17 protein-coding genes are annotated in these 15148 nt (G+C 65.5%); 11 read left to right on the top strand and 6 right to left on the bottom strand.

What is annotated here, in order from left to right; genetic code table 11:
- Positions 1-23: 23 nt before the first annotated feature.
- Positions 24-470: a MaoC/PaaZ C-terminal domain-containing protein gene (locus D3D01_RS09715; RefSeq protein WP_121512046.1), complete on the top strand. Its 447-nt coding sequence runs from the start codon at positions 24-26 to the stop codon at positions 468-470.
- Here the strand turns inward: D3D01_RS09715 and D3D01_RS09720 are convergent.
- Positions 460-705, bottom strand: a complete 246-nt coding sequence (locus D3D01_RS09720) for a ferredoxin (RefSeq protein WP_101348946.1) — start codon at positions 703-705, stop codon at positions 460-462. The two genes, D3D01_RS09715 and D3D01_RS09720, sit on opposite strands and share 11 nt — an antisense overlap.
- 98 nt (positions 706-803) lie before the next feature.
- Here D3D01_RS09720 and D3D01_RS09725 point away from each other — a divergent pair, with 98 nt between their 5' ends.
- From D3D01_RS09725 to D3D01_RS09745, 5 genes are all read left to right on the top strand, one after another.
- A complete protein-coding gene (locus D3D01_RS09725; RefSeq protein ID WP_121512047.1) occupies positions 804-3203 on the top strand; it encodes an ATP-dependent DNA helicase in 2400 nt (799 codons plus the stop codon).
- Positions 3203-3730: a KEOPS complex subunit Cgi121 gene (cgi121, locus tag D3D01_RS09730; RefSeq protein WP_121512048.1), complete on the top strand. Its 528-nt coding sequence runs from the start codon at positions 3203-3205 to the stop codon at positions 3728-3730. Before D3D01_RS09725 ends, cgi121 begins: the two co-directional genes overlap by 1 nt.
- Before the next feature lie 38 nt (positions 3731-3768).
- Complete coding sequence (locus tag D3D01_RS09735) at positions 3769-4056, top strand: hypothetical protein (protein ID WP_101348949.1); 288 nt, start codon at positions 3769-3771, stop codon at positions 4054-4056.
- The gene (locus tag D3D01_RS09740) at positions 4053-5357 is read left to right on the top strand and encodes an NADH:flavin oxidoreductase (protein ID WP_121512049.1); all 1305 of its coding nucleotides are present in this window, start codon (positions 4053-4055) and stop codon (positions 5355-5357) included. Before D3D01_RS09735 ends, D3D01_RS09740 begins: the two co-directional genes overlap by 4 nt.
- A gap of 76 nt (positions 5358-5433) precedes the next feature.
- On the top strand, positions 5434-6276 hold the full coding sequence (locus D3D01_RS09745) for an alpha/beta fold hydrolase (protein ID WP_101348951.1): 843 nt from the start codon (positions 5434-5436) through the stop codon (positions 6274-6276).
- Between the two features lies 1 nt (position 6277).
- On the opposite strand, the gene D3D01_RS09750 is transcribed toward D3D01_RS09745, so the two are convergent.
- A complete protein-coding gene (locus tag D3D01_RS09750; protein ID WP_121512050.1) occupies positions 6278-6823 on the bottom strand; it encodes a MaoC family dehydratase in 546 nt (181 codons plus the stop codon).
- Between the two features lie 300 nt (positions 6824-7123).
- Between D3D01_RS09750 and D3D01_RS09755 the strand changes: the two genes are divergently transcribed.
- The 5 genes from D3D01_RS09755 to D3D01_RS09775 are packed head-to-tail and all read left to right on the top strand — an operon-like array spanning position 7124 to position 10501.
- Positions 7124-7423 carry an AbrB/MazE/SpoVT family DNA-binding domain-containing protein gene (locus D3D01_RS09755; RefSeq protein ID WP_053966935.1) on the top strand — a complete coding sequence of 100 codons (300 nt, stop codon included), beginning with the start codon at positions 7124-7126 and terminating at the stop codon, positions 7421-7423.
- 7 nt (positions 7424-7430) lie between these two features.
- The gene (locus D3D01_RS09760; protein WP_101348952.1) at positions 7431-7988 is read left to right on the top strand and encodes a hypothetical protein; all 558 of its coding nucleotides are present in this window, start codon (positions 7431-7433) and stop codon (positions 7986-7988) included.
- Between the two features lie 45 nt (positions 7989-8033).
- The gene (locus tag D3D01_RS09765) at positions 8034-8579 is read left to right on the top strand and encodes a poly(R)-hydroxyalkanoic acid synthase subunit PhaE (protein ID WP_101348953.1); all 546 of its coding nucleotides are present in this window, start codon (positions 8034-8036) and stop codon (positions 8577-8579) included.
- A gap of 2 nt (positions 8580-8581) precedes the next feature.
- Entirely contained in the window at positions 8582-10009 is a 1428-nt protein-coding gene (gene phaC / locus D3D01_RS09770; protein WP_121512051.1) for a poly(3-hydroxyalkanoate) polymerase subunit PhaC, read from the top strand.
- A gap of 39 nt (positions 10010-10048) precedes the next feature.
- Positions 10049-10501 carry a TIGR00725 family protein gene (locus tag D3D01_RS09775; protein ID WP_101348955.1) on the top strand — a complete coding sequence of 151 codons (453 nt, stop codon included), beginning with the start codon at positions 10049-10051 and terminating at the stop codon, positions 10499-10501.
- A 3-nt stretch (positions 10502-10504) separates the two neighbouring features.
- On the opposite strand, the gene D3D01_RS09780 is transcribed toward D3D01_RS09775, so the two are convergent.
- The 4 genes from D3D01_RS09780 to D3D01_RS09795 form a co-directional block, all read right to left on the bottom strand.
- A complete protein-coding gene (locus D3D01_RS09780) occupies positions 10505-10729 on the bottom strand; it encodes a hypothetical protein (protein WP_121512052.1) in 225 nt (74 codons plus the stop codon).
- Between the two features lie 346 nt (positions 10730-11075).
- The gene (gene thsA / locus D3D01_RS09785; protein WP_004516477.1) at positions 11076-12758 is read right to left on the bottom strand and encodes a thermosome subunit alpha; all 1683 of its coding nucleotides are present in this window, start codon (positions 12756-12758) and stop codon (positions 11076-11078) included.
- Positions 12759-12904: 146 nt separating this feature from the next.
- Positions 12905-13900 carry an AAA family ATPase gene (locus tag D3D01_RS09790; RefSeq protein WP_121512105.1) on the bottom strand — a complete coding sequence of 332 codons (996 nt, stop codon included), beginning with the start codon at positions 13898-13900 and terminating at the stop codon, positions 12905-12907.
- A 132-nt stretch (positions 13901-14032) separates the two neighbouring features.
- Positions 14033-15007, bottom strand: coding sequence for a DUF5784 family protein (locus D3D01_RS09795; RefSeq protein ID WP_121512053.1), 975 nt, complete (start codon positions 15005-15007; stop codon positions 14033-14035).
- Positions 15008-15148 lie beyond the last annotated feature (141 nt).

Raw genomic sequence — 15148 nt, forward strand, 5'->3', positions numbered from 1 at the left:
ACCGAGCGGCGAGCGACGTAGTGATGCCAGACATTGAAGTCGGTGAGACGTTCACCGAAACCCGAACGTTCCAGCCCGACGATGTCGACCAGTTCGCCGCCCTCTCTGGAGACGACCAGCCCCGCCACACAGAGCCTGATGGGGACGGTCGGCAGATGGTCCAGGGGTTGCTCACCGCGTCGCTGCTAACCAGCATTGGCGGCGACCTCGAAGTGCTCGCCTCGCGGATGGAACTCCAGTTCCAGCGCCCGGTGTACACCGGTGAGACGCTGGTCTGTGAACTGACAGTCGTGAGTACCGACCCGGATGCCGACGGCGGCGTCGCTGTTGTCGGCGATGTGGCTGTCCGACGGATCAATCGCGGCGATGAGTCCACTCAGGCCGACACAGCCGCCGCGAACCCGGCCGACGGAGACACCGCTGGAACCGTCGTGCTTGAAGCGACCGTCGAGGGACTAATCAGGGAATGAGCTGTTCGCCGTCGTCGTCGTAGAGTGTGATGGCGTCGACCGGACAGGACCGGGCGGCGAACTTCGCGTCCAGTTCGGCGTCGTCCGGGACCTCCCGCACGAACACGTCCGAATCGGTTTCCTCGCTGTCCGCCAGCACCGCTTTGCCGGCGTCCTCGTCGCGCTCGAAGGCGTCCCACTCCGCGACACACTGGAACATCCCGATACAGGTGTCGTAGTCGTACTCGACTCGCATACCTCGTGTTGGCCGCTCGCGGGCAAAGGCGTTCCCCTCGCCGCCGTCGCGGGTGTAGTGCGACAGTTTAAATCGGGGCAGGACCCAAGCGGGGTGTAATGGACGTTGCGGACCTGCCGGGCGTGCCCGAGTGGCTCCCGGACCACCTGCGCGACGACGGCATCGAGGAGCTGTATCCGCCCCAGGCCGAGGCCGTCGAGGCCGGCGTCACCGAGGGGAAGAACCTGGTCGCGTCGATTCCGACGGCCAGCGGGAAGACCCTCATCGCCGAGCTAGCGATGCTTTCATCGGTCGCTCGCGGCGGTAAGGCACTGTACATCGTTCCGCTGCGGGCGTTGGCCAGCGAGAAACAGGCTGACTTCGAGGAGTTCGAGCAGTACGGCCTCGACATCGGTGTCTCGACGGGCAACTACGAGTCCGAAGGCGGGTGGCTCGCGGACAAGGACATCGTCGTCGCCACCAGCGAGAAGGTCGACTCACTCGTGCGCAACGACGCCCCCTGGATAGAGGACCTCACCTGCGTCGTCACCGACGAGGTCCACCTCGTCGACGACGGCGAACGAGGGCCGACTCTGGAGGTGACACTGGCGAAACTCCGTCGGCTCAACCCCGACCTGCAGACCGTCGCGCTGTCGGCGACCATCGGCAACGCGGAGGCGCTGGCGACGTGGCTCGACGCGGGCCTCGTCGATTCGGACTGGCGGCCAATCGACCTCCAGAAGGGGGTCCACTACGGGCAGGCGCTACACCTCGAAGACGGGAGCCAGCAGCGGCTCTCGGTGCAGAACAACGAGAAACAGACGGCGGCTATCGTCCGCGATACGCTCGAAGACGACGGGTCGACGCTGGTGTTCGTCAACTCCCGGCGCAACGCCGAGGCGGCCGCGGGCCGGCTGGCCAACACCGTCCGGCCACACCTCAGCGACGAGGAGCGCGGGCGGCTGGCCGACATCGCGGAGGAGATCCGTGACGTGAGCGACACGGAGACGAGCGACGACCTCGCGGACGCCGTCGCCGACGGGGCGGCGTTCCACCACGCCGGCCTCTCGCGCGGCCACCGCGAACTCGTTGAGGACGCGTTCCGGGACCGGCTGGTGAAGGTCGTCTGTGCGACGCCGACGCTCGCGGCCGGCGTCAACACGCCCTCGCGGCGCGTCATCGTCCGCGACTGGCGGCGCTACGACGGCTCAGCGGGTGGGATGGCCCCGCTGTCGGTACTTGAGGTCCACCAGATGATGGGACGAGCCGGCCGGCCGGGGCTCGACCCCTACGGCGAGGCGGTCCTCATCGCCAACAGCCACGACGAAGTGGACGAACTGTTCGAGCGCTACGTCTGGGCCGACCCCGAGCCCGTCCGGTCGAAACTGGCCGCCGAGCCAGCCCTGCGGACACATATCCTCGCGACGGTTGCCTCCGGATTCGCTCGGTCGCGTGAGAGCCTGCTGGAGTTCCTCGAACAGACGCTGTACGCCAGCCAGACCGACGAGGGCGGCCAACTGGAACGCGTCGTCGACGACGTACTCACCTACCTCCAGCGCAACGGCTTCCTTGAAATAGAAGCCGGCGAACTCGATGCTACCTCGCTGGGCCACACCGTCTCGCGGCTCTATCTGGACCCGATGAGCGCCGCCGAAATCGTCGACGGCCTCCGGGACTGGGAGCGAGGAGCCAGCGATAGCACCTCGGCAAGCGGGTCGCCGGCTGACCCGCAAGCGGAACCGCCGGCTGACAGCGGCTTCACAACCGCAAGCGAGCTGGCTGAGAATGCCGCCGGGAGCGACGACGATAGGGACCCGGACGACATCTCCGCACTGGGCCTGTACCATCTCGTCTCGCGCACGCCGGACATGTACCAGCTGTACCTCCGCTCGGGCGACCGCGAGGAGTACGAGATGGAGTTGTTCGAGCGCGAGGAAGAGTTGCTCGGCCCGACCCCCTCGGAGTTCGAGGAGGGCCGATTCGAGGACTGGCTCTCGGCGCTGAAGACCGCCCGCCTGCTCGAAGACTGGGCGACGGAGGTCGACGAGGCGACCATCACGGAGCGCTACGGCGTCGGTCCGGGTGACATCCGCGGGAAAGTCGAAACCGCCCAGTGGCTGCTGGGAGCGGCGGAGTCGCTGGCCAGCGAGGTCGACCTGGACGCCGCGCGGGCCATCAGCGAGGCCCGCATCCGCGTCGAACACGGCGTCCGGGAGGAGCTGGTCGACCTGGCCGGCGTCCGCGGCGTCGGCCGCAAGCGCGCCCGGCGGCTGTTCCAGGCCGGCATCACCGACCGCGCACAACTCCGGGACGCGGACAAAGCCGTCGTGCTGGCGGCGCTCCGAGGCCGCCGGAAGACGGCCGAGAACGTGCTGGAGAACGCTGGCCACCGGGACCCGTCCATGGAGGGCGTCGAGCCCGCACCCGACGTATCCGTCGACCTCGACGACGGTACAGATGGGGAGGCGAACGCCGACCCGACAGCCAACGACGACCAGTCCAGTCTGGGTGATTTCTGATGGAGGTTGTCGAAGGAACTGCTGAAATCGACGACGTGGGGTCGTTCGTGGAGACGCTCGGCGCAATCGGCGACCGCCACGGCGTCATAGTACAGGCATTCGACGCTCGCTACGTCGTGGACCGCGCCCATCTCGAACTGGCTGTCGAACTCGCAACCCGGGCCCACCGTCGGGGTGACGCTATCGCCGAGGACTTCGGCGTCGAGATACTGCTGTACGCAGCCGGTCGCCGCCAGATAAACCGCGCGCTGACGATGGGCGTCGGCGAGGGCTCCTGTCCCGTCGTAGCCGTCGTCGTCGACCCCGAAAAGGTTAGTTCCCACAAAGGTAATGACGAGCCGCGGGACATCGGCGCAGCCGCCGACGAGGTGCGTGACGCCCTCACGCCCGCGTCGACGCTCGGCGAGTACGACGCGGAGCGCGTCCGGTCGTTTTTCGACGTGACCGACGCCGAACTCGCCGCGACGGCCGGTGGCCTTCCCGACACCGTCCGGGAGCGCGTCGCGCTGTTGCCGGTCGAGAAGTAGCGACAGTATTTTTGACGATGGCCGTGTTATCGTCACACATGGACCCACAGCGGACGGCACGGCAGCGGGCCAGCGAGCGTGCCCGCCGGGTCGAAGCGACGGTCGACCGCACCACCGGCGGGGCCGCGTACCCGGTCCGCGTGGAGGAGCTGGCAGACGAATACGGCAGCGCCGACCCGCCTGCCGAGGACCTCTCGGCCGCGATCGAACGCAGTACCGACGGCGAGTTCGACTCGCCGACGGAGGTCCGGGCGGCCATCCAGCAGGTGACAGCGCAGAACAGCGCCCGCACCGAGGCGACGTTCGACGAGCGCGAGCAGTCGTGACTGCGCTGGAGACGCCGCTGTCCATCGGCGGCGTCGAAGTCCCCAACCGACTGTATCGCGCACCGGTACTGGAGTGTGCCGGCAACGGCGAGGCTGCTGTCGACACGCTCGTCGACGAACTTGAACCGACGGCGGCCTCCGGCGTCGGCCTCATCTTTCAAGGCGCGAGCATCGTCACCGACCGCGGCGGCTGCGCCGCGCCGAACATGACGCGGGTCCACGACCCGGCCTTCGTCGAGCGGCTCGCCCGGCTCACCGGCGCGGTCCACGACCACGGCGGCCGAATCTTCCTGCAACTGGCCCACGGCGGTCTCCGGAGCATGGCGACCTGGCACGCCGAGTACCGTCGGCGGCACCCAGACCAGCGCCAGCTGGCCGTCAGCCGCCCGCCCTGGCAGCTCCGGGCGCTCGACTGCGCCGGCCTGATTTCGCTGCGGCCGGACGTGCTCTCGACCGCGGAGGTGTGGGACCTGGCCGAGCAGTTTGGTCGGTGTGCCGGCTACGCCGTCGACGCTGGCTACGACGGCATCCACCTCTCGGCGGCGAACATGAGCCTGATCCAGCAGTTCCTCTCGCCGTTCTACAATCACCGGGACGACGAGTTCGGCGACGGCATCCGCTTCCTCGAAGCGGTCCACGACGCTGTCCGGGACCACGCCGGCGACATGCCGCTGGTCACGAAGGTCCCCGCCGAGACCGCTGCGCCCAGCTTCGTTCGAAGGTATCTCACCCAGACGGACGGCGTGAACATCGCTGAACGGGCGGCAGCCATCGGCTACGACGGGCTCGTCCCGGTCGTGGTGTCGCCGTTCTGGGACATGAGCATCGTTCGCGGCGCGTTCCCCGACCGGGCCTGGGACGCGAGCGACCTGCGGGACGACTACGCGGCGGTCTTTGGCGGTCGACTCCGGGCGCGTGCCGTCCGGCTGCTCAACAGCCTGCAGGCCCGCCGGTTCGGCCACGACCCGGGCTGGAACGCCGACTTCTGTCGAGCGGTCCGCGAGCGCGTGGACGTGCCGGTCCTGCTGGAGGGCGGGCTGCGGACGCGTGTCGACTGCGACCGGTATCTCGGCGCGGACGGGGCCGCGCCCGCTGCCGATGCGGTCGGGATGGCTCGGCCGTTCTACGCGGAGCCGCGGCTCGGCGCGCGCCTGCTCGACGGCGCGGACGCGCTGTGTGAGAGCTGTAACAACTGTACTGTTCCGCAAGTCACCGGCGAACCGGGCCGCTGTCGAACGCCCGCGATCGTCCGCGAACAGGCTCGGCTCCGGCGGGATGGTGCCTACGAGCGAACCGAGTAACGGACTTCGGATACTGCCACCGCCACAACTGGGCAGATACAAAGGCTCATACGCGCTCGGTCCCGAACGGACGCCGATGACGACAGGGATTTCGTCCGAACGCGTCGAGCTGTCCGTCGACGGCGAAGACGTCGATATTCACTACCGGACCGGCGGCGAGGGGCCGCCGATGGTGTTTCTCCACGGTATCGGGCTGGACGCCGCGACCGTCTCGTGGCGACACGCACTGCCCGCACTCGCGCCAGAGCGGACGGTGTATGCGCTCGATTTGCCGGGCCACGGCGACAGTGACAAGCCCGACCGTGCGTACACGACCGAGTACTACCTCGAGACCCTGTCCGAGTTCATCGACGCGCTCGATATCGAGGAACCCGCACTCGCCGGCCTTTCGATGGGGGGTGCCATCGCACTCGGCCACGCGCTCGATGGCGGCCCCGTCGAGCGGCTGGTGCTGGTCGACAGCTACGGGCTGGGAGCTGACGCCTACTGGCGGACAGCGGCCAGCAGCGTCCTGCAGACGCCGATACTCGGAAACATGCTCTGGCAGGGTGTGGGGTCGTCCCGGCCGGCAATCCGGAACAGCCTCCGCAGCATGGGTCCTGGAGAGCCGCCCCAACAACTGGTCGAGGACGTGAATAGCGCTGTCGACCGACAGACGGTCCGGGCGATGCGGCGCTGGCAGCGTAGCGAGTTTCAGTGGTGCGGGTTTCGGACCGACTACTCCGATCGGTTAGCGGAAATAGATGTGCCGACGATGCTGATTCATGGAGCTGTCGACCCGCTGCTCCCTCGTCGGTGGTCCGAGCAGGCGGCTGGAATGGTCACTGATAGCACGCTGAAGATTTTCGAGAACTGCGGGCACTGTCCACCGCGGGAACACCCCGACCGGTTCAACCGGGCCGTTCGAGCGTTCTGCTGAGTTATTCCGGCAGTTCGTCGATGAGGACGACCGCTTCGCCATCGATGACGACATCGTCGTCAGCAAGGACGCGCGTGGTCAGCCGGTACTGTTCGTCGCCGAGGTCCTCGACGATTTCACATTCGGCAGTGAGCCGGTCACCAATACGGACCGGGTTGTGGAACTCCAGGTCCTGCGAGAGATAGATAGTCAGCCCCGGCAGCCGTGCCAGCGCCGCGCTGATGAGACTCCCGACGAGCGTCCCGTGGGCGATTCGGCCGCGGAAGCGTGTCTGCTCCGCGAACTCGTCGTCGAGGTGAAGCGGATTCGTGTCGCCGCTCGCGGCGGCGAACTGTTGCACGTCGTTTTCCGAGATCGTCTTTGTGAAATCGACGTGGTCGCCGACGCCGAGGCGGCCCGGATGGTCTTCGGAGATCGAGACGTGCCATTCGGGGAGATCTTCGTCTGGTTCGATACGGTCTGCGGGCGTTACGCCGTCTTCGTCCTCCTGCTGGACGCCGAACGCGGCGAACGCTGCCCGGTTAGCTGCGACGACGCTGCTGAACATATGTGACGATGTTTCAGTCCATGTGTCTAACAGCGGGTTTCGTGGCGATTCAGAACTCATCTGTTCTGGTAGTTTATTGGTCGGAGTATTAAACCTTGGTGTTGGTTTCGTCTCAGCTGTCGGTAAACGCCGTCTAACGGGCGTCAGACGGGTGTTTGGGGGTGCCGTTATCGGCGCTGCAGGGCGCAGCACTTCCCTCGACGCCGCTGAACCACTAATACCACTCTCTACCATTCAATGGTAATCAATGGTTTTCAGCGGAAGATTTATATTGTTGAGGAGAGTACATGTAGCTGACCGATGGCCGACGAGGATGATGGCCTGCTGTGGCCTCCGATGTTCAAGGGGATGCAACAGGCGAGCGAGAACGCGATGGAACAGCAACAGCAGCTGATGAAACAGATGTTCGCCAACGGTGGCATGCCGAGTTTCGATATGAATCAGCTCGGTGCCATGAGCCAGATGGCGACGTTCAAGACCCGCGTGCAAAGCGGGGGTCGGATCAGCATCCCCGATGCGGAGCGAGAGGCGCTGGGCATCGACGAAGGCGACATCGTGCAAGCCGTCGTCCTCCCGGTCACTAACAACAACAGCGAGTAATCCAACAATGGTAGACTACACAACCCCCGTCACGACAGCGTTCGAGATGCAGCGTGCGACGATCGAGCAGAGCCAGAAGGCGCTCGAACAGAGCGTTTCCTTCCAGCAGAACGTTAACAACGCGGTTATCGACAGCCTCGACACGCAGGAGTCGGCACAGCGCCGCGGTGTCGAGCTCCAGCAGACTGCGTTCCACAGCTACCTCGACGCGATGGCGTCGACCATGCCCGGCATGACCGAAACCGTCGAGCAGATCCGTGAGACCGTCGACGAGCAGTTCGACTTCTTGCTCGAGAACCACGCCGAACTGTTCGACAACATGGAAACCGAGCTCGAAGAAGGCGTTGACACCTACGACGAGATGACCGACGAGTACGTCACGGCCGTCAACGACCAGGTCGACATGCTCGTCGAGGCCCACGAGGAACTCGAAGCGCAGTCTGTCGAGGCCGCCGAGCAGTTCGGCGAGCAGCTCGAAGAAGTGCAGGAGCAGGTCGAGGAGATTCAGGAGCAGGTCGAGGAAGTGCAGGCCGAAGCCGCCGACGCTGTCGACGTCGAAGCGTAACGACGACAGTCGGTTTTTTTGTGCGCCCGCCGCCGAGGTACTATTATGAGTAACACAAACGACATTCAGGAGGAATGGACGGAGATGGTTGAGGAGATGAACAACGCGGTCGCCGACTCGATGGAGCAGAACATGAAGGCCCAGGCGGCCTTCGTGGAGTCGTGGGCCGATGCTGTCGAGGATACAATCCCGGAGCAGGAGGACCTTGCTGACGGGATGGACGGCTACAACCGCGCCTACGAGGAGTGGATGGACGCCGCCGAGCAGATGGTCGAACGCTCTACCGACGCCGCTCGGGGCGAGGATGTCGACCCCGCCGAGTTCCGTGACATCTGGCTGCAGTCCGCCAATGAGGCGTTCAAACACGTCATGGGTACCTCGGCCTTCGCGGCCGCCAACGGCCAGCTCGTCGAGTCGATGATGGAGATGCAACAGGAAGCCGACGACCTGAGCCAGGACACGCTGGAACAGCTCGGCTTCCCGACGCGAGACGATGTCGACGAGGTCGGCGAGCGCCTCATCGAACTGGAGCGCCGCCAGCACGCGGTCGAACAGAAGCTTGACCGCGTGCTCGAACATCTAGAAGAGTAACTATGTCCAGCAACCCCTTCAATCCGTTCGAGGCCGCGCTCAACTGGCAGCGCAAGACACTGGAGAACATGACCGACGCCGCCGAGACTAGTCAGATCGCCGACGAGCGGCTGGAACTGCTGGAGTCCGTCGAAGTCGGTCAGACGCCAAGCAACGTCGTCTACGAGGAGAACAAGCTCGAACTCCTCCATTACGACGCCGAGGCTGCCGGCATCGAGGTACCGGACGAGGAGAAGGAAGATATCCCGATCCTCATCGTCTACGCCCTCATTAACCGGCCGTACATCCTCGACCTGCAGGAGGAGCGGTCGGTCGTCCGCCGACTGCTGGAGGCGGGCCACGACGTGTACCTCATCGACTGGAACGAGCCCTCGCGGCTCGACCAGCACCTCACGCTCGACGACTACGTCAACCGTTACATGGACAACTGCGTCGACGTGGTCCGCGACCGCTCCGGCCAGGACGCCATCAACATCCTCGGCTACTGCATGGGCGGGACCATGTCGGTGATGTACACTGCACTCCACAAGGAGAAGGTCAACGCTCTCGGGCTGATGGCGGCAGGACTGTGTTTCGACCACACTGGTGGCGTCCTCGAAGAGTGGGGCTCCGACGAGTACTACGAGCCAAGCGACGTGACCGAGACCTTCGGCAACGTCCCCGCGGACATGCTCGATATCGGGTTCGCGCTGATGGACCCCGTCGAGAACTACGTCACGAAGTACATCCGGTTCGCGGAGAACATGGAAAACGAGGGCTTCGTCGAGAACTTCGGCCGGATGGAGAAATGGCTCGGCGACGGTATCGACGTGGCCGGCGAGGCCTATGTTCAGTTCCTCGAAGACGTGTATCAGGACAACAAGCTCTACAGGAACGAGCTGGAACTCGACGGCAAGCACGTCGACCTGGACAACATCGACATGCCGGTCCTCCAGCTCATGGGCGAGTACGACCACCTCATCCCGCCAGAGGCCTCCAAGCCGTTCAACGACGTCATCGCTAGCGACGACACGCGCACCATCGAGTTCTCGACGGGCCACATCGGCCTCTCCGTCTCGTCGTCGACTCACGCCGACCTCTGGCCCGAGGTCGCCGAGTGGTATTCTGAGCGCAACAAGGGAAGCGGCGAAGTCGACATCGAGGTCGAATCTCCCGACGAGGCTGACGACGACCCGGTAGACCAGTCGGAACCTACTGACATCGACGTTGACGCGACTACCGATGTCGATGCCACCGAGGACGAAGACGATGCGACCGACGAACCCGCGGATGTCGATAGCGTCTCTGGTATCGGCCCGACCTACGCCGACCGTCTGCACGGCGCTGGCATCCACAGTGTTGCGGACTTGGCTGAATACGATGCGGCCGAACTGGCCGACATCGCTGAGACTACCGAGTCCCGCGCGCAGGACTGGCTCGACCAGCTGTAATCCGGCGCTGTTTTTCTGTTTCGCGCTGCACGGGTAGCCATGCGCGTCTCGGTCATCGGCGGCTCGACAGTTACCGACGAACAGTATCAGCAGGCACGCGAGGTCGGACGACAACTCGGTGAGCACGGCCACGACATCGTCTGTGGCGGCCTCACCGGTGTAATGGAGGCAGCCTGTCACGGCGCGAGCGAGGCCGGCGGCCACACTATCGGCATCCTGCCCAGTGAGCGCCGGGCCGCCGCAAACGACTACGTCGAGACGGCCATCGCCACGGGACTCGGAAACGCCCGCAACGTCCTCGTCGTGATGAACGGCGCGGCAGTCGTCGCCGTCGACGGCGGCCCCGGGACGCTCTCGGAACTCGGCCACGCGCTTGACATGGGTCGACCGGTCGCCGGGCTCGGAACCCACCGCCTCGACGGCGGCGACGCAATCGAACACGTCGACACGCCCGCCGAAGCCGTCGAGTACGTCGAGTCGGCCGTGCAGTAGCTTTCACTCCAACAGCCGCTTGAGAGCCGCCGCGATTGCAAGAAACGCGACGCCGAGCAGCCTGACCCGCCGACGGGACTTCTCCTGTGGCGCGAACTCCACAGCGAGCACCCAGCGATAGCCCAGCCGTGCCGACGACAGCAACAGCCCCGGAACGAGCAGATGAAGCGCGCCCGCTAGTGCTGTTCCGACCCACAGCAACCGCCGTTCGGTCCGTGTCAGGTCCATACCGGCTCAAGGGGACGCGTCGGTTTGACCGTGGCGTCTGCTTGCGAAGTGCGTACTGCCCGACACTCTTGCAGAATCGAAACAGCGCCGTGGCTCACTCAGACTGAAGACAGAAAATGTAGAACCGCAACGATTCTTCGCGGGGTCGACGGGCGAGGCAGGCATCCGCGGCCGAAGGCCGCGGTTCTCGGAATCGCCGCAGTGCGGCGATTCCGCCTTTTTCGCCAATGTGGCTTGCCTCGCGGGTCACTTCGTCGTCGGGCGGCGATGCCGCCCGACTGCCTGCGGGACCTTCGGTCCCGCTCTGTTCCCCGCTCGGCGTGCCGAGGTTTCTTCGAAACCTCGCTTACATCATGCCGCCCATGCCGCCGCCCATGCCGCCCATGCCGCCGCCCATGCCGCCGGGCGCGCCGCCGGGGCCGCCGGGTCCGCCTTCGTCCTCGTCGTCGTCGCCCTGGCCACCCTTGAGGTCGCCAGCGGCGATGACGTCGTCGATGCGGAGGATCATGACGGCTGCTTCCGTTGCGCTTTCGACTGCCTGGGTCTTGACACGGAGGGGCTCGACGACGCCGTCCTCTTCCATGTCGACGACCTCTCCGGTGTAGGCGTCAAGCCCGGAGGTGACTGCACCACCGTCGTGCTTGCTGCGGAGGTCGACCAGCGAGTCGATCGGGTCGAGACCGGCGTTCTCCGCGAGGGTGCGCGGGATGACGTCGATGGCGTCGGCGAAGGCCTCGACGGCGAGCTGTTCGCGCCCACCGACGGAGTCGGCGTAGTCACGCAGGCCGAGCGCGAGTTGAGTCTCGGGGGCACCGCCGCCGGGCAGGACCTTGCCGTCCTCCAGCGTGGCGGCGACGACGCCGAGCGAGTCCTCGATGGCGCGCTCGACTTCGTCGACGACGTGTTCGGTGCCGCCGCGGAGAATCATCGTGACAGCCCGGGCGTCCTCGACGTCCTCGACGAAGATGCGCTCGTCGCCAGCGATGTCCTTCTGGGCGACGGAGCCGGCGAAGCCGAGGTCGTCGGCTTCGATGTCGTCGATGTTCGAGATGATGCGCGCGCCGGTCGAGCGCGAGAGCGCTTCGATGTCGGACTTCTTGGCGCGGCGGACGGCCAGAATACCTTCCTGAGCGAGGTAGTGCTGGGCCATGTCGTCGATGCCCTTCTGGCAGAAGACGACGTCAGCACCGGCCTCGGCGAGCTTGTCGACCATCTCCTTGAGCTGTTCCTCTTCTTGGTCGAGGAACTGCTGGAGCTGGTCGGGGTCGGTGACGTTGACCTCGGTGTCGAGCTCCGTTTCCGGAACCTCGATGGCCGTGTCGAGCAGGGCAACGTCGGCGTCCTCGACGGCGAACGGCATGTTGTCGTGGACGCGCTCCTTGTCGACGATGACGCCTTCGACGAGTTCGGACTCGTCGGTTGCGCCGCCGACGACGGTTTCGATCTGGATGTTGTCGGTGTCGACGCTGCCGTCGTCGTCGACGACGGACTGTGCGGCGCGGACGACGAGTTCGGCGAGGACGTCCTTGGAGGATTCGGCGCCCTTGCCGGTCATCGCGGTCGCGGCGACCTTTTCGAGGGTCTCCGTGTCGTCGGCGTCGACGTCGATGGCGTTGTCTTCGAGAATCTCCTTGGCTTTCTCGGCGGCCTGGCGGTACCCCTGGGCCAGGATGCTGGCGTGGATGTCCTGGTCAAGGAGTTCCTCGGCCTTCGAGAGGAGTTCGCCGGCCATGACGACCGCCGTCGTGGTGCCGTCGCCCACTTCGTCTTCCTGGGTCTGGGCGACCTCGACGATCATGTTGGCGGCGGGGTGCTCGATGTCCATCTCGTCGAGGATGGTGACGCCGTCGTTCGTGACGACGACCGAGCCCGAGTTGTCGACGAGCATCTTGTCCATGCCCTTCGGACCCAGTGTCGTCCGAACGGCCTCGGCGACGGCCGTCCCGGCCGTGATGTTCATCGACTGCGCGTCCTTTCCGGATGTCCGCTGGGACTCCTCGGAAAGTACAATCATGGGCTGGTTGCCCATCTGCTGTTGAGCCATAGTCAAACGATGATTGAATGTGATTCTATATAAAAGCTTTGGTCACGGCCGGTATATCGCCCCACTGCATGCCACACTCGACGGTGTGATACTACCTAACGTGGGTGGTTTATATACCGACGCAGGGGCGCTCAGCGACCCATTCCGAACCGCCGGTGGCGCAACTCGGGCGTAATCTGGATGCGGGAGATGTCCTGTCCGGTCCGGTACCAGACGAACGCCGCCCTGGTGAACAGTTCGCGACACTCGATGCGGACTTCCCGGGGGTTGCCCTCCGTCCGCTCGTGGATGTCCTCGATTGCGGCCCGGGTGAACAGGTCCGGGGCCTGCCCTTCGTAGGGGTTGTCCCGGAAGTACGAAAGCGAGCGGGCGGCGTACTCGGCCACGTCGTCCGGCGAGAACGGGTCGATGCCCTCGTAGTACCGCAGCCGTGAGTCGAGGGTCCCGCGAATCTCGGCGACGCGGCGCTTCCCCTCCGGTGTCCCGGTGAGGAACAGCCGAACGCCGGCGTCGCCGGCCACCTGCAGCGGCGACAGCAGGTCCGCCTCCAGCACCTCGATTTCGTCGACGACCAGCAGAAGCGTCTTGCCGTCCTCGCGTACGCGACGGACGATTTCGTGGACGGCGTCTTTCGCTTCAGCGGTCGCCCACGGAATCCCGTCTCGGACCTGCGAGTAGTTGCGCTGGTCGATGGAGTAGCCCGCGGCGTAGGCGGCGGTTAGCACCGTCTGGTACAGTTTCCGGGGCGTTGTCTCACGGGGGTTGTCCAGATGCGTGATGACAAAGCCCTCGTGTTTCGAGAGGTCCCGCAGCACGATTTCCCGGAAGGCCGTCTTTCCGGTGCCGTAGGGACTCACTAACCCGATGTGCTGGTCCTGAAGCAGCCAAGATGTGACCTGATTCAGCATCTCGGTGTCGTGGCGGACGTACAGCGGCTCGGGCATGTGATCCAGCCCGGCTTCCTCGGTAAACGGGAGGTCCGTCACGGTCCCGGCCGTGCCGCCCAGCGCCTCGCCGAAGGCCAGCAGGCGCTGTTCGACCTCTTTCAGCTGGTCCAGCAGGACGCCGGCGGTAGCGCTCTCGGCGCGCTCCGCCTCCTCAGACCGGAGCGACTCGAGCCGGTCCATCACCTCAGAGACGGACTGTCCCGAACCGCTGGTCTTCGGTTGCTCTGTGTCGTCTACCACGGCTGTCTCTCTCAGCCTTGCTGGTCCGGCGCGTTATATGTTACGCCCCGAATTTCGGGGAAGATACCGCGGTCAAAACGGCAGCGGGAACGGAACCGAGCCGTAGGCATACCCTTCCATGCCACTCTCGGGCCGGGCGCGGAACACGACGGTCGGCGAGTAGCCCACGTCGGGCTGTTCGCCGTACACCCGCCGCCAGTCGTCGTCCGGGAAGGAACTGCAGTCGACGACGAGGACGGCCCCCGGGTGGGCCGCCAACTGGTCGCGGGTCTTCGCGTCGCCGGAGGCTTTCACCGCGGCGACGGCCGTGTCGACCTGTCGCCGGGACGGCGGCCGCGGCCGGGTGACCTCGATGAGCGTGTCCTCGACTCGGAAGTCGACGGAGTGGCCCGAGTCCAGTTCGACCTCGGGTCTGATGTCGTTGCCCGCGTCGACGAGCAGCTTGGCGACGTTGAACTCGCCCATCGTCGCCCGCATCCGCGAGAGGTCAAAGCCCTCGCTGGTCCCGAGTTTGCTCGCCATCGTGTAGCGGTAGTCGTCGAGTTCGCCGGTCGCGAGGAAGTCATCGTAGAATGCCAGCCCGTCCGCCCGGTCGGCGTCCGGGAAGCCGCCGGCGTGGTCTCGGAAGAACGTCCGTGTCGACTCGCGGCCGTCCTTCGACAGAAACACAGGGAGGAAGAAGTGCGCCAGCGCCTCGTACTCGGTGAGCCACGGGTCTTCCACCTCTAGCTGTGCGAACAGTTCACGCTGGACCCACTCGCTGATGGCGTCGGGGACCTCGTCGAACGTGTATTTCTCTGTCCGCCACAGCGTCTCCGGCGTCTCCGTGTTTCCGACCCAGTAGGCGCGCTGACCGTTCCAGCAAAACAGCGCCAGATCACCGTTGTCCATCTCCAGCCGGCGCGCGGCCCACCCCTCCGGCGGGGCGAACCACGGGCCGTTCATCGCCGCACCGAAGGTGTTCTGCAGCGGTGTCAGCAGGTCGTTCCGGACCCGATTTTCGCTCCATCGCTCGTTCGACTGTCGCAGACGTAAGGGACCAGCCACACAGTCGTGTAGACGGTCAGTGGTCTTGGGCGTTCCGCCCTGCCGAAACGCCGCCGCTCGGACTGCTTGATACCTCTACCGCCCGTGTGGGACGGTTTCTGGCACCACCGTTACATTGATAGTCACTAGCAGCCAAGTTTC

This window comes from Haloarcula sp. Atlit-7R (genome assembly GCF_003666065.1).
Taxonomy (GTDB): domain Archaea; phylum Halobacteriota; class Halobacteria; order Halobacteriales; family Haloarculaceae; genus Haloarcula; species Haloarcula taiwanensis.

Bases quoted from the DNA above. Each gene is read 5' to 3' on its own strand.
- D3D01_RS09715 (WP_121512046.1), top strand. From the start codon at position 24: ATGCCAGACATTGAAGTCGGTGAGACGTTCACCGAAACCCGAACGTTC.
- D3D01_RS09720 (WP_101348946.1), bottom strand. From the start codon at position 705: ATGCGAGTCGAGTACGACTACGACACCTGTATCGGGATGTTCCAGTGT.
- D3D01_RS09725 (WP_121512047.1), top strand. From the start codon at position 804: ATGGACGTTGCGGACCTGCCGGGCGTGCCCGAGTGGCTCCCGGACCAC.
- cgi121 (WP_121512048.1), top strand. From the start codon at position 3,203: ATGGAGGTTGTCGAAGGAACTGCTGAAATCGACGACGTGGGGTCGTTC.
- D3D01_RS09735 (WP_101348949.1), top strand. From the start codon at position 3,769: ATGGACCCACAGCGGACGGCACGGCAGCGGGCCAGCGAGCGTGCCCGC.
- D3D01_RS09745 (WP_101348951.1), top strand. From the start codon at position 5,434: ATGACGACAGGGATTTCGTCCGAACGCGTCGAGCTGTCCGTCGACGGC.
- D3D01_RS09750 (WP_121512050.1), bottom strand. From the start codon at position 6,823: ATGTTCAGCAGCGTCGTCGCAGCTAACCGGGCAGCGTTCGCCGCGTTC.
- D3D01_RS09755 (WP_053966935.1), top strand. From the start codon at position 7,124: ATGGCCGACGAGGATGATGGCCTGCTGTGGCCTCCGATGTTCAAGGGG.
- D3D01_RS09760 (WP_101348952.1), top strand. From the start codon at position 7,431: ATGGTAGACTACACAACCCCCGTCACGACAGCGTTCGAGATGCAGCGT.
- D3D01_RS09765 (WP_101348953.1), top strand. From the start codon at position 8,034: ATGAGTAACACAAACGACATTCAGGAGGAATGGACGGAGATGGTTGAG.
- phaC (WP_121512051.1), top strand. From the start codon at position 8,582: ATGTCCAGCAACCCCTTCAATCCGTTCGAGGCCGCGCTCAACTGGCAG.
- D3D01_RS09775 (WP_101348955.1), top strand. From the start codon at position 10,049: ATGCGCGTCTCGGTCATCGGCGGCTCGACAGTTACCGACGAACAGTAT.
- D3D01_RS09780 (WP_121512052.1), bottom strand. From the start codon at position 10,729: ATGGACCTGACACGGACCGAACGGCGGTTGCTGTGGGTCGGAACAGCA.
- thsA (WP_004516477.1), bottom strand. From the start codon at position 12,758: ATGGGCAACCAGCCCATGATTGTACTTTCCGAGGAGTCCCAGCGGACA.
- D3D01_RS09790 (WP_121512105.1), bottom strand. From the start codon at position 13,900: ATGGACCGGCTCGAGTCGCTCCGGTCTGAGGAGGCGGAGCGCGCCGAG.